14 protein-coding genes are annotated in these 12,064 nt (G+C 69.1%); 11 read left to right on the top strand and 3 right to left on the bottom strand.

Annotated features, from left to right (window positions below):
- Positions 1-409: 409 nt before the first annotated feature.
- Entirely contained in the window at positions 410-1,246 is an 837-nt protein-coding gene (locus tag VF665_RS11375; RefSeq protein ID WP_331053552.1) for an SDR family oxidoreductase, read from the top strand.
- On the opposite strand, the gene VF665_RS11370 is transcribed toward VF665_RS11375, so the two are convergent.
- Positions 1,240-2,391 carry an FAD-dependent monooxygenase gene (locus tag VF665_RS11370; protein WP_331053551.1) on the bottom strand — a complete coding sequence of 384 codons (1,152 nt, stop codon included), beginning with the start codon at positions 2,389-2,391 and terminating at the stop codon, positions 1,240-1,242. The genes VF665_RS11375 and VF665_RS11370 overlap by 7 nt on opposite strands.
- 125 nt (positions 2,392-2,516) lie before the next feature.
- Between VF665_RS11370 and VF665_RS11365 the strand changes: the two genes are divergently transcribed.
- The 3 genes from VF665_RS11365 (at position 2,517) to VF665_RS11355 (ending at position 4,771) form a co-directional block, all read left to right on the top strand.
- Positions 2,517-3,143 carry a TetR/AcrR family transcriptional regulator gene (locus VF665_RS11365; protein ID WP_331053550.1) on the top strand — a complete coding sequence of 209 codons (627 nt, stop codon included), beginning with the start codon at positions 2,517-2,519 and terminating at the stop codon, positions 3,141-3,143.
- A 172-nt stretch (positions 3,144-3,315) separates the two neighbouring features.
- Positions 3,316-4,017, top strand: coding sequence for a hypothetical protein (locus VF665_RS11360; RefSeq protein ID WP_331053549.1), 702 nt, complete (start codon positions 3,316-3,318; stop codon positions 4,015-4,017).
- Positions 4,018-4,108: 91 nt separating this feature from the next.
- The gene (locus VF665_RS11355; protein ID WP_331053548.1) at positions 4,109-4,771 is read left to right on the top strand and encodes a hypothetical protein; all 663 of its coding nucleotides are present in this window, start codon (positions 4,109-4,111) and stop codon (positions 4,769-4,771) included.
- Positions 4,772-5,202: 431 nt separating this feature from the next.
- On the opposite strand, the gene VF665_RS11350 is transcribed toward VF665_RS11355, so the two are convergent.
- A complete protein-coding gene (locus VF665_RS11350) occupies positions 5,203-6,165 on the bottom strand; it encodes a hypothetical protein (RefSeq protein WP_331053547.1) in 963 nt (320 codons plus the stop codon).
- A 294-nt stretch (positions 6,166-6,459) separates the two neighbouring features.
- Between VF665_RS11350 and VF665_RS11345 the strand changes: the two genes are divergently transcribed.
- The 7 genes from VF665_RS11345 (at position 6,460) to VF665_RS11320 (ending at position 9,371) form a co-directional block, all read left to right on the top strand.
- Positions 6,460-6,963 (top strand): DUF2059 domain-containing protein, encoded by a 504-nt coding sequence (locus tag VF665_RS11345; RefSeq protein WP_331053546.1) that lies wholly within the window; start codon positions 6,460-6,462, stop codon positions 6,961-6,963.
- An 87-nt stretch (positions 6,964-7,050) separates the two neighbouring features.
- Positions 7,051-7,458 carry a VOC family protein gene (locus VF665_RS11340; protein ID WP_331053545.1) on the top strand — a complete coding sequence of 136 codons (408 nt, stop codon included), beginning with the start codon at positions 7,051-7,053 and terminating at the stop codon, positions 7,456-7,458.
- 175 nt (positions 7,459-7,633) lie between these two features.
- Positions 7,634-7,846 (top strand): hypothetical protein, encoded by a 213-nt coding sequence (locus VF665_RS11335; RefSeq protein ID WP_331053544.1) that lies wholly within the window; start codon positions 7,634-7,636, stop codon positions 7,844-7,846.
- Positions 7,828-8,166, top strand: coding sequence for a type II toxin-antitoxin system PemK/MazF family toxin (locus tag VF665_RS25905; protein WP_349263123.1), 339 nt, complete (start codon positions 7,828-7,830; stop codon positions 8,164-8,166). The genes VF665_RS11335 and VF665_RS25905 overlap by 19 nt, the downstream gene beginning before the upstream one ends.
- Before the next feature lie 242 nt (positions 8,167-8,408).
- Complete coding sequence (locus tag VF665_RS11330; RefSeq protein ID WP_331053543.1) at positions 8,409-8,618, top strand: YegP family protein; 210 nt, start codon at positions 8,409-8,411, stop codon at positions 8,616-8,618.
- 90 nt (positions 8,619-8,708) lie between these two features.
- Positions 8,709-8,918 (top strand): hypothetical protein, encoded by a 210-nt coding sequence (locus VF665_RS11325; RefSeq protein WP_331053542.1) that lies wholly within the window; start codon positions 8,709-8,711, stop codon positions 8,916-8,918.
- A 204-nt stretch (positions 8,919-9,122) separates the two neighbouring features.
- Positions 9,123-9,371 carry a hypothetical protein gene (locus VF665_RS11320; RefSeq protein WP_331053541.1) on the top strand — a complete coding sequence of 83 codons (249 nt, stop codon included), beginning with the start codon at positions 9,123-9,125 and terminating at the stop codon, positions 9,369-9,371.
- Between the two features lie 220 nt (positions 9,372-9,591).
- Here the strand turns inward: VF665_RS11320 and VF665_RS11315 are convergent, their stop codons facing one another.
- Positions 9,592-11,961: a glutamine--tRNA ligase/YqeY domain fusion protein gene (locus tag VF665_RS11315; protein WP_349263124.1), complete on the bottom strand. Its 2,370-nt coding sequence runs from the start codon at positions 11,959-11,961 to the stop codon at positions 9,592-9,594.
- Positions 11,962-12,064: the final 103 nt, after the last annotated feature.

Below are 12,064 nucleotides of genomic sequence, written 5' to 3'. Positions count from 1 at the left end.
GAGGCCGCCGAGGAATAGCTTGCATGTGAGCACCGTTTGGGTGAAGTCGGATGAGGTCTGCTTCTTGGCGGAAGTGACTCTCATTCTACTACTTCCAAGCGGTGCTCGCTTTTTCCACGCAGGATCTGGGTTCAACCGCCGGGCGAAGTGTCATGCGCACCCCGCCCTCCGCCTGCACCGACTCGCACCGGACCGGGCGGCGCACGCCGTCCTCGGCCCTTCGCCGAACCGCTCCCCTCTCCGTGCGCAGTTTGCACGGGGAGGGCCGCAGTTGGCGTGTGCCCCCTCTCCCACACCCGTTCGTGGGAGAGGGTGGCGAGCTTTAGCGAGCCGGGTGAGGGCCACACCGTCCGCCGCCCCACACTCTCCGGGAGAACCCGGAACCATCCACCCCCCACCCCTCATCCCATTGCGCATCCTGATCACCGGCGGGGCGGGGCTGCTCGGGTCCGAACTCATCCGCCAGGCGCCCCCATCCGCCGACCTGCTCGCCACGCGCCGCGGCACGCCCGCATCCGGCGCCGCCGAGGTCCGGATCGACCTCGCGGACGAGGCACGGGTCTCGGAGCTGTGGAACACGTTCCGGCCCGAGCTGGTCATCCACACGGCCTATTCCATGACCAGCGAGCAGGACATCGTGCAGGCGACGCGCAACGTGGTGAGCGCGTGCGCGGCGTCCGGCGCGCGCCTCATCCACATGAGCACCGACGCGCTGCTGGACGGCGAGTCCGCCCCCTACGACGAGTCCGCGGAGCCGCGTCCGGTTCACGAATACGGCGGATGGAAGGCGATGGCCGAGCGCGACGTCCGGAGCCGCATCCCCGGCGCGGCGGTGATCCGCACGTCGCTGATTGTCCGCGCGGAACCGCCGGACCGCGGCAGCGCGTGGATCGCCGACGCGCTGCGCCGGGGCGAGCCGGTGCGGCTGTTCACGGACGAACTGCGCTGCCCCATTGCCGTGCAGGATCTCGCCGCGCAGATCTGGGAGATCGCCGCGCTCCCCGCGGGCGAGAGCGCTGGCGTGTGGAACCTGGCCGGCCCGGAAGCGGTGAGCCGCTACGCGCTGGGCCTGCTCCTGGCGCGCCGCCACGGGCTGGACGCGCGCGCCATCATCTCCGCGCGCAGCGCGTCCTCGCCCACGCCGCGGCCGCGCGACCTGCGCCTGATCACCGCCCGCGCAGACCGCGCCCTGCGCACGCGCCCACGGCCGGTCAGCGCGGTCCTGGAGGGGCCCGCGCTTCAGTAGTCCAGTGCGTACATCCAGTCCAGCTGGCGGCGGCTCGTCCGGGCCGGCGCGCAGCGCACCAGCCAGTTGCGCAGGGCGCGGCCGAGCGGGTTGCGGACGTGCGCCAGCCGCCCGATGCGCCACGAAGTGTTGATCACCCGGTGCGCCTTGCCCGCCCGCATCGACTCGTACGCCCGCAGCGCGGCCGGAACGTCATCCGTCGCGGCAAGCTGCTCGGCAAGCACCCATGCGTCCTCGATGGCCTGCGCGCCGCCCTGGCCCAGGTTGGGCGTGGTCGCGTGCGCCGCGTCGCCCAGAAGCACCACGCGGCCGCGATGCCATCCCCGCAGCCCCGGCAGGTCGAACATGTCCGTGCGGATCAGCTGATGCGGCTCGGCCGCTTCCACCAGGGCGGGGATGGGCGCGGGAAAGCCGGCGGCCAGAGAGCGCAGTTCTTCCTTGGCCTGCCCGGGCGCGTCGCGCACGCCCGGCGCCGCGTCGCGGGTGGCGTACCAGTACACCTCGCCCGGCGCAACGGGCGCGTAGCCGAAGCGGAACCCCGCGCCCCAGACCTCCACCGCCGTGTTGGCCGGCTGACCGCCCAGATCCAGCGCCACCACCGCCCGGTACGACGTCTGCCCGGAGTACCGCAGTTCCGCCTCAGGCCGCACGTGCGAGCGGACGCCGGAGTGCACCCCGTCCGCGCCCACCACCAGCCCGGCGCGCACCTGGGCGCCGTCCTGAAAGCTCACCGTCACCCCGCTCTCGTCCTGCCGCAGCGAGGCGAAGCGCCGGCCCAGGTGCAGCGCGTGCGCCGGAATGCGGCTGGCGAGAACCTCCTGCAGCCGGGCGCGGTGAATGCCGGTAATCCCGCTTCCGTAGCGCCGCTCGGCATGGGCCTGGTCCATCCGCTGCAGAAGCCCCGCGCGGGCGTCGCACAGGTCGCCCCGGTGAATGGCCATGCCCCGCGCGCGGACGTCTTCGCCCACCTCCAGCCGGTCCAGCACCTGCATGGCGTTGGCGGGAACCATGATGCCGGCGCCCACCGCTTCCAGCTGCGGGGCGGCCTCGTATACCTGCGCGTCCACCCCGCGGCGGCGCAGCGCGATGGCCGCCGTAAGCCCGCCGATCCCCCCGCCGATGATGACCACCGTGCCAGTGCGCATGCCACAACCTCGCCGCGAGGGCGCGGCCCGGCCGCGCCGTGATTGACGGTTCCCGCCGCAGCGGGTAGCTTACCTGAACATGATCATAAATGAACCGGTTCACTTTCGCACGGGTAGATTGACCTGTGAACGGTGAGGGGGGGCGGCGGGAGCGCAACAAGCAGCTCAAGCTGGCGCGCATTCGTGAGGCCGCGGCGGCGCTGTTCGCGGAGCGCGGGTTTGAGGGCACCACCATGCGCGAGCTGGCGGAGCGCGCCGACGTGGCAACGGGCACGCTCTTTCTGTACGTGGCGGACAAGCGCGAACTGCTGTTTCTGCACTTCACCGACCGCTTGTCGGGCGTGGTGGAACGGAGCCTGGCGGGGCTTCCCGGGGCGGAGTCGCCGGTCGTGGAGCGGCTGGCGGCGTGTTTTGCCCCGCTGTTCGCCTTCTACGCGCACGATCCCGAGCTGGCGCGCCACTTTGTCCGCGAGCAGGTGTTCTCGTCCGGAGGCGTGTGGGAGGCGCGCGCGCACGAGTTGTCCCGCCGCTTTCTGGGCGACATCGCGCAGCTGCTGGACGAGGCGCGGGTGGCCGGCCAGGTGGACGGCACGGTGGATCTGGGGCAGGCGGCGGCCAACGTCTTCGCGCTGTACTTTCTCTCCCTGGTGGGATGGCTGGGCGGGCACTTTACCGCCGGCCAGGCGCAGGCGTCGCTGCGCGCCGGGCTGGATCTGCAGATCCGCGGGCTGGCCACGCCGCCCCGCGGCTGATCGCGCCCGCATGGTACGACTGGAACCGGCGGCCCGCGCGAGGTAGATTCGCCGTGCGCGGACGACCGCCTCGGGCGGGAGCGCCAACGTCCAGGCGCGCGTTTCCGGCATCCGCGGCCCTGGTCCGCCGTGCTCACCCCCCGCCCGACCTCTTCTCATCCCGCCCGGCTCGATGCTGCCCATCACCCTCGCGCTCCTCGCCGCCTCGGCGGCGGCCTCCGCCGGCACGGCCGTCGCGGTGCTCCGCGCACGCCGCCGTCCCTCGCGCGCGGAGCGGCTGCGTGGCCTCGCAAAGGAACTGGGGATGAGCTTTGAGCCGCTCCCCGCGCTGGGCAGCATCCCGGAGACGCAGCGCTTCGAGCTGTTTACGCAGGGCGAGGACCGCGAGATGCGCCACGTGCTCCGGGGGGAGCGGGACGGGCGGCGGGTGGAATTGTTCGACTACTCGTTCGTGCGCGGCGCCGGCGGCCGGTCCGCGCGGTGGCGGCACACGGTCGTGCACGTGCACGATCCCGCGCTGCGCCTCCCCGCCTTTCTGCTGCGGCCGGAGAACGTGGTGCACCGCGTGGGAGAACGATTCTTTCAGGACATCGATCTGATGGACGCGCCGGAGTTCTCGCGCGACTTTCTGCTGCAGGGGACGGACGAGGACGCGGTGCGGCGCGCGTTCGGGCCCGCGGTGCGCGCCGTCCTGGCGGGCGAGCCCCGGGCGTTCGCGGAAGGGCAGGGCGCGGACCTCTTCCTGTGGCGCGGCGCCGGGCCCGCGGAGCCGGAGGCCGTCCCCGGGCTGCTGAACGCGGCGTCGGCGCTGGCGGACGCGTTCGGCGCGGCGCAGAATCCCGGAACCTCCATCCCGGGCCGCGCCGCGGGTTGAAACTCCGAGGGCGCTCCCCGCGTTGTTGCCGTCCGCCGCAAGCGGTTGCCGGGCAACACGTTTCTTCTTCCTCCACTCCGATCGGGGCACGATGGGAATCTTTGCGCTGATCGCCTTCGGCATCGCCGGATTCAGCGGCATGGTCTTCTACGCGCATCAGGCGCGAAAGAAGCGCACAGAAGCCATGAGCGCAGTCGCCGAGCGGCTGGGGCTCGCGTTTCAGCCTCATCCGCCGGTCAGCATCATTCCCGACGCGCGCCGGTTCGAATTGTTCAGCGCGGGGCACGGGCGCGACATCCGCAACTTCATGTCGCTGCAGAAGGACGGACGCACGGTCTGCGTCTTCGACTACACCTACGTGACCGGCGCGGGAAAAACGCAGTCGGCGCACGCACAGACGGTGGTGCACGTCCGCTGCCCCGGCCTGAACCTGCCGGCGTTCACGTTGCGGCCGGAGCATGCGCTGCACCGGCTGGGCGGCATTTTTGGATATCAGGACATCGACTTCGACACCGATCCGCAGTTCTCCGACGCGTACCTGCTGCGCGGAACGGATGAGGACGCCATCCGCGCCGCGTTCACGGCTCCGGTCCTGGAGTTCTACGACGCGCATCCCAAGTCGTGCACGGAGGGCAACGGCGCGGAACTGCTGCTGTGGCGCGACATGAAGATTCTGGAGCCGAACGAGATCCAGGCGCTGATGCAGACCGCGGACACCCTCGTCAACCGCTTTCTGGGCCAGCCGGCGGCGTAGGAGCACGCCATCGGCGTCTTTCACGCGCGTGGCGATCAGCATCGAATCCCACTTCGTAACCCTGAGATGACGGGCGCAGCGCACGCAAACACTTATCGCACAATGGCCTTGTCATCCTGATCCCAACGCTGGGCCGAAACCCGCAGCCGCTCGACTTGCGGCGATCAGTCGAAGGATCTTCCCGCGGCAGACAAGGGATTGCACGGCAGATTGGGCCGGATCGGACTCGCGTCGCGGTGCCTCGGGCAGGCCATGTGGCGGGATCTTCCGACGCTGCGATAAACGGTGCAGGCCACGGGGCGGAGGCGCCGCGCGCTGAGGATGACAGACGGGGACGACATGCATCGCTGATCCTCGCCGCGCATCCGCGCTGAACGAAAGCGCCGGCCCGGATTCCGGGCCGGCGCTTTCGGTTCGTCCATCGTCAAAGGTCAGGCGAGGGGAAGGCCGGACGTGGCGCGGGTGAGGTCGTCGTGCAGTTCGCGGACGGCGGTGATGTCCGGGTGCTCGCTCCCGCCGCCCAGCTCCTGCAGGAACTTGCACGTCGCGCGGCCCTGCGAGGCGCGCGTGTAGTCGGCCTGCCACTCCTTCATCGCCGCCTCATCGCCCGCGTCCACGTACGGAAAGCGCACGGGAGGATTGGGCACGTCGATGCGCCACGGCTTGGGCGTAAGCCGCGCGCGAAAGCTCTTTTGCGCGCGGCACAGCTTGATGTACTGCGGATCGGCGCCCACCGCCGCCATGGCCGTCTGCACCTCGGCGTCCTCGGGCCTGAACGCCGCGTGCGTCACCAGGTAGCGCAGCCCCGCGTGCGTGCGGTACACGCGCACGCGCCAGTCCGGATGCGACGCCATCCACGTCCGCAGCCGTCCCAGCGCCGGCGCCGTCGGATCGCTCGATGCTGGCGCGGGGGCCGGTTCCGCCGCGGTGCTCGGCCCCAGGATGCCCTCCAGGATGGAGCGGAGCGCGGGCGGCACCGGGAGCGCGTTGATGAGCCCCCACAGCGGCGACGGCCCGGACGCGGTGGCCGGCCCGCGATACGGATCCGGCTCCGACGCAATGTCCACGTCGATGAAGAACGCCCGCGCCGCGTTCATCACCAGCGCGCCGTACGCGTTGCGGGTGATGGCCACGTCCGGCCCTTCCGCGCCCGCGCCCTCCGGAAGCTCGCGCACCACCTCCTCGCGCAGCGGGCGGTCGCCGTAGATGTAGCGCTCGGGAAAAGGCTCGCCGCGGCGCACGCGGTCCGTCATGCGCTGCAGCGCCTCGTCCGCGGCCGCCTGCGCCTCGGCCTGGCTGGTGCGCGAGCCGCGCCAGGCGCGCAGATGGACGGCCTTGCCCAGGCCGGTCGTGGTGTGCGTCTCGGCGCGGGCCCAGTAGCGGGGGATGAGCATGGCGTGTCGGTGTGGAGGTGGGTCGGGGAGGCCGGCGAGGCATTCAGTATCCGTCGCGGCCGCCGCACCCGCAACCCACACGTTTCTCCGCGCGGCAGGGTTCCCGTTCCGCCGATGCGGTGGCCGTTCCCGCTCCGCCCGCCGCGGCTGTTCCCGCATGGGTGCTCGGAACGGGAAAGCGCGCCCGTGCGGGGCGCGAAGCCGGTGGGCCGGACGTGCATCGCGCCGCTTGCGACCGGCGAGCGAAAGCGTCAGCTTGCCGCTTCTACATTCACCTGTTTCCCCGTTGGCCGCATGCGCATCTCCCGAATCCTCCTGGTCTGTGCCGGCCTTGCCCTACCCGTCGCGGTTCAAGCGCAGAATCCCCCGCCAGAACCAGCCCGCATCGCGAACCCCACGCCCGCCGCCATCGCGCTCAGCCGGGAACTGGTCACGCTCATGAATCTTCGGGAGGCCGGGCTCGCAGGCCTGCGGGCGGCCATGAACCCCGCCCAGTTCGGGTCCGGCCCGGAAGCCGAGGCCGCGATTCGCGTTGTGGAGCAGTGGGCCATGGACCTCTTCGGGAGCGAGGAAGCTCTGGCCGGATTTTCCCGAGTGTACGCAGAGACCTTTACCGAGGCCGAACTCCAGGAAATTCTGGTGTTCTATCGTACTCCGGCCGGGCGGCACCTGCTGGCGGAACAGCCCTACCTTACGATGCGCGGAGCCGAGATCGGCAGGCAACTCGCGATGGCGCACCAGGCCGACCTCATGGAGCGGCTGAGCCGAAAAGCGCCGCCCCCGGCAAAGTCAAACTGACCCGCCGGGCCGCGCCCTCGGGCCGGCGCATCGCCGGTCGGCACGCGGCCCGCCTCCGCTCCTTCTGCCTTCGTCGAGATCAAATCAATGCCGTCACGCAAGATGTTCGTCAACTTGGCCGTCCGTGACCTCCAGCGCACGGTCGACTTCTTCACCCAGCTCGGCTTCACCTTCAATCCGCAGTTCACGGACGCGTCCGCCACGTGCATGATCGTCAGCGAAGACGCCTATGTGATGCTGCTGGTGCACGACCGCTTCGCGGATTTCACAAAGAAGCAGATCGTGGATTCCACCACGCAGACGGAGGTGCTGGTGGCGCTCTCCGCCGAAAGCCGCGCCGACGTGGAGCAGATGGTGAGCCGGGCGCTGGCGGCCGGCGGCTCGCCCGCCAACGAGCCGCAGGACCACGGCTTCATGTACGGCCACAGCTTTCAGGACCCGGACGGGCACATCTGGGAAGTGATGTGGATAGACCCCGCGGCCATTCAGTCCTGAGCGCCGGGAGCATCACTCCTCGCGCCACCTCACGCGGAGCGCACCTTCGAACCGAATTCCGTACCGCTCATCGTGCTTCGCGTCTCGTCAGGATTCGTGGGCTGTACCGTCTGCATCGCAATCTGTTAGTTTCGTCCCTGGACTACGCACATTCGTCACAGTGTGGGAGGACCTGATGCTGCAAACGGTGGAAGCGGTGATTGAGCGGGACGGCAGTGTAAGGCTGCTTGAGCCCGTTGAGCTTCCGGAGAGCCGGCGGGCACTGGTAACGGTGCTGCCCGAGGCTGCGGATGAACCGGACGGCAGTGCGAACGCGCTTCTCAGCGAAGCTGCGCTGTCTGATTGGAACCGGGAGGAGGAAGAACAAGCGTGGGCACACCTTCAGTAGGGGCGGTTATACTCATCCCATTCCCGTTTTCCGACCTCTCGAATTCCAAGTTGCGTCCCGCGCTCGTGCTTGCCGCTGCAGGCCGCGGGGATCACGTGCTCTGTCAGATTACGAGCAATCCGTACTCCGATCCGCTTGCGGTGGAGATCACTCACGCAGATTTCGTCGAGGGTTCACTGGAGCGGGTCAGCTACGCGCGCCCCGGCAAGCTGTTTACGGCGAGTGAGGTCTTGATCAGCAGACAGGTCGGGTTACTCGCTCCGGCAGTACGAGAACGCGTGGTGGAATCCGTGGTAGGAGTGCTTCGCGGTACTGTGTAACTCAGGCGCGAAGGTCCCGCGTTGTCAGATACGCCAATCTGACCAACAGAGCACAACATGATACAACGGCCGCCGATCCCCTGATCGGCGGCCGTTGTGGTATCGCCGTGAACCGCCACCTTGCTCGCCCGATTGTCATGGTCACTGCAGGTCTCTGGGAATTCCTACCTCCGCGCCCGACGGATACAGCGTACGGCTCTTACTCAGGAGTAGCCGACGCTCAAAGCAAGCAGGAGCACAACGTGGCGACGTTCATCATCAACAAGGACAAGGCGGGCGAGTGGCGCTGGAAGCTGCTGGCCGGGAACAACCAGGTGATCGCCGACTCGGCGGAGGGCTACAAGCGCCGCGAAGACTGCATCGCCGGCATCCGCTTGGTGAAGCGCGATGCGCCGGCCGCCGACGTGTACGACGCCTCGGAGGACCCGAAGAAGCGCGTCGACGGCGTCTGATCCGGGGAACCACGACGAGGAGCCGCGTTCGCGAACGCGGCTCCTCGTCGTGCGTCGTATCCGTCCCTCCCACAACGAACCAGGTCTACAATGGCTTCCAAGTACTACGTGAACGACGAGGCGCAGGCAAACGGCGACCATGAGGTGCACAAAACCGGGTGCGCGTGGATGCCCGAGAAGAATCGCACGTATCTGGGCGAGTTCGACTCGTGTGAAGGCGCGGTGACGAAAGCGAAGAAGACGTACCCCAGGACGGCGAACGGCTGCTACTACTGCTCCAACGCCTGCCACACGACCTGATTGTCCCGCGCGAGCCGATGATGGCCGGCGATCCTGCCAGGGTCGCCGGCCGTTCGTCTTTGATCATTCGGAACCGGGTCGCGCAGCGTTTGCACGGCCCCGGCCTGTGTCTAAGCAGTCCAGTTCGCCTGCCTTCCGCCTTCAAGTTCCGCCCGAACATGCGAAGATTGTGCGACATCCCATCGCTCCGCGAGAGAGAAGCCGATGACGCACATGCTTGAAGAGGCCATCCGGGTGGTGATGGATCTTCCCGATCAGGAGCAGGACGATCTTGCGGCGGTCATTCTCGCGGTGGTCGCGAACGAGCGCCGATGGGCGGAGTCATTCGCGCGTTCCCATCACGTGCTCGAGGAGCTTGCCCGCGAAGTGCTGAACGCGCACCGCGCAGGACGCACGCAGCCCCTGGATCCCGAGAACCTTGTCGGCTGCCTACGCCACGATGGCTGCGGATGAAGCTCGTGAGTCCGAGGCTCTGGAGTGGGCGAACGCGCTCATCGGGGACGTTGCTGACGACGGGCGGTGAGATCCGGCGCGTGAACTTCGGTTCCTCGGTCACAGACGAGATAGGTAAGCAGCGTCCGGATTCTACACGGGCTGTGACTCGCGAACGATGATCGGCCGGCAACCCGCTCTCGCGGATCGCCGGCCGATTCTCAATACGCAGAGCCGCGGACTACGCGCCCAGCCGCTCGCGCACGATGCGGCTGACCAGTTCCGGGTTGGCGTTGCCGCCGCTCTGGCGCATCACCTGGCCCACAAAGAAGCCGAGGAGGCCCGTCTTTCCGCCGCGGTATTCGTCGGCCTTGGCGGCGTTCGCGGCGATCACGGCATCCACGATGGGGGCCAGCGCACCGGGGTCGCTCACCTGCCGCAGCCCCAGCTTCTCTACCAGCTCGCGCGGGCTGCCGCCGTCGCGCAGCAGTTCCTCCAGCACCGTCCGCCCGCCCGCGACGGAAACCGTGCCGTCCTCCACCAGCGCGATCAGCTCGCCCAGCGCCGCGCCCTCGAGGGAAGCGCCGTCCAGCGTGCGCCCGTCCAGCGCGCGAGGAAGCTCGTTGATCACCCAGTTGGCCGTGGTCCTGGCCGGCGCACCGCCCGCCACCGCCTGAGCGAACAGCCGCGCCGATGCGGCATCGCGCGTCAGCAGGTCCGCATCCTCCGCCGACAGGCCCAGCTCCGTCGAAAAACGGGTGCGCAGCGCCTCCAGCTCCGGCGTGCGCTCCACCGGGGCGGCGGGCGCCTTCGCCTTCGGCCGTGCATCCGCGGAAGCCGGATCGCGCTCCTTCTTCGGCTTCGGCGCGGCCTTGGGCGCTGCGGCCGGGGCCGGCTTGCTCCACGCGTCGCGCAGCGTGACCGTGCGGTTGAACACCAGCGCGTCCGGCCGCGAATCCACCGTGTCGCTGCAGAAGTAGCCCACGCGCTCGAACTGGTAGCGGCTCCCGGGCGCATCGTCGCGCACGCTGGGCTCCACCATGGCGCCGCGGACGACCACCAGCGACTCCGGGTTCAGGTTCTGCTTCCAGTCGCCCTCGCCCGCCTCGGGATCCGGCGCGGTGAACAGGCGGTCGTACAGGCGCACCTCGCAGGGCACGCCGTGCTCCGCCGACACCCACTGGATCGTCCCCTTCACCTGCCGCCCGTCCGGGTTGCTGCCGCTGCGCGTGGCGGGATCGTACGAACAGCGCAGCTCCACGATCTCGCCCGCGTCGTCCTTCACCACCTCGTCGCAGTGGATCACGTACGCGTACCGCAGCCGCACCTCGCCGCCGGGCGACAGGCGGTGGAAGCCCGTGGGCGGGTTCTCGGCGAAGTCATCCCGGTCGATGTACACGGTGCCGGAAAAGGGCAGGGGACGCGACCCTTGGTTCGGCACGTCGTGCGGCCAGAGCGGCGCGTCAAACGTTTCCGTCTCGCCCGCTGGATAGTTGGTGATCGTCACCTTGAGCGGCTTGAGCACGCAGAGCACGCGGGGCGCCCGGTGGTTCAGGTCGTCGCGGATGGCGAACTCCAGCTTGCCGATGTCGATGCGCGTGTTGGCCTTGGCTACGCCGATCATCTCGCAGAACGACCGCAGCGCCTCGGCCGTCACGCCGCGGCGGCGCATCCCCGCGATGGTGGGGAGGCGCGGATCGTCCCATCCGCTCACCAGCCCCTCGTTCACGAGCTGCAGCAGCTTGCGCTTGCTCATGACCGTGTAGTCCAGCGCCAGCCGCGCGAACTCGTACTGGTGCGGCCGCGCCGGCTCGCCGCCCTCGGAGCGCACGAAGTCCTGCCAGTGCTCCACCGTCCAGTCGTACACCGCGCGGTTGTTCTCGAACTCCAGCGTGCAGAGCGAGTGCGTGATCCCTTCGATGGCGTCTTCGATGGGGTGCGCGTAGTCATACAGCGGGTAGATGCACCACTTGTCGCCCGTGCGGTAGTGGTGCGCGTGGCGAATGCGGTACAGCAGCGGATCGCGCAGCAGCATGTTGACCGACGCCAGGTCGATCTTCGCGCGCAGCACGTGCGCGCCGTCCGGGAACTCGCCCGCGCGCATGCGGCGGAAAAGGTCAAGATTCTCGTCCACGGAGCGGTCGCGGAACGCCGTGGGCCGGCCCGGCTCCATGACCGTGCCGCGCGCCTCGCGCACCTCCTCGTCCGTGCTGCTGTCCACGTACGCGAGCCCTTGGCGGATCAGGTACTCGGCGAACCGGTACATCTGCTCGAAGTAGTCGGCCGCGTGGTACACCGTGCCGCCGAAGTCCGCGCCCAGCCACCGCACCGTGTCCACGATGGATTCGGCGTAGCTGACGTCCTCCGTTTCCGGATTGGTGTCGTCGAAGCGCAGGTTGAAGCGCCCGCCCGTCTCGCGCGCGATGCCGGAGTTCAGGACGATGGACTTGGCGTGCCCGATGTGCAGGTAGCCGTTCGGCTCCGGCGGAAAACGGGTGACGATCTGCGAGTACCGCCCCGCGCGCAGGTCTTCCGCGATCAGGGTGCGGATGAAGTCCATCCCCTCGCGTTCCGTGAATTCCGCCGGCGAGGTGCCGCCCTCGCGTTCCATTTCAGTGCTGATGTCAGTCACGGTCAAACCTGATCGTCCGGAAAGTGCCCGCGTTCGGGGCGATAAACCACGTCGTATCGCAAAGTTGCGAACCTGCGCCGCA

It is taken from the genome of Longimicrobium sp. (assembly GCF_036387355.1).
GTDB lineage: Bacteria > Gemmatimonadota > Gemmatimonadetes > Longimicrobiales > Longimicrobiaceae > Longimicrobium.
The sequence above is the reverse complement of the archived record's forward strand: the minus strand, read 5'-3'. Positions and strand labels throughout refer to the sequence as shown.

Excerpts from the sequence above, each read along its gene's own strand:
- VF665_RS11335 (WP_331053544.1), top strand. The coding sequence starts at position 7,634 with ATGCTGCAAACGGTGGAAGCGGTGATTGAGCGGGACGGCAGTGTAAGG.
- VF665_RS11350 (WP_331053547.1), bottom strand. The coding sequence starts at position 6,165 with ATGCTCATCCCCCGCTACTGGGCCCGCGCCGAGACGCACACCACGACC.
- VF665_RS11340 (WP_331053545.1), top strand. The coding sequence starts at position 7,051 with ATGCCGTCACGCAAGATGTTCGTCAACTTGGCCGTCCGTGACCTCCAG.
- VF665_RS11360 (WP_331053549.1), top strand. The coding sequence starts at position 3,316 with ATGCTGCCCATCACCCTCGCGCTCCTCGCCGCCTCGGCGGCGGCCTCC.
- VF665_RS11370 (WP_331053551.1), bottom strand. The coding sequence starts at position 2,391 with ATGCGCACTGGCACGGTGGTCATCATCGGCGGGGGGATCGGCGGGCTT.
- VF665_RS11320 (WP_331053541.1), top strand. The coding sequence starts at position 9,123 with ATGACGCACATGCTTGAAGAGGCCATCCGGGTGGTGATGGATCTTCCC.
- VF665_RS11345 (WP_331053546.1), top strand. The coding sequence starts at position 6,460 with ATGCGCATCTCCCGAATCCTCCTGGTCTGTGCCGGCCTTGCCCTACCC.
- VF665_RS11325 (WP_331053542.1), top strand. The coding sequence starts at position 8,709 with ATGGCTTCCAAGTACTACGTGAACGACGAGGCGCAGGCAAACGGCGAC.
- VF665_RS11355 (WP_331053548.1), top strand. The coding sequence starts at position 4,109 with ATGGGAATCTTTGCGCTGATCGCCTTCGGCATCGCCGGATTCAGCGGC.
- VF665_RS11315 (WP_349263124.1), bottom strand. The coding sequence starts at position 11,961 with ATGGAACGCGAGGGCGGCACCTCGCCGGCGGAATTCACGGAACGCGAG.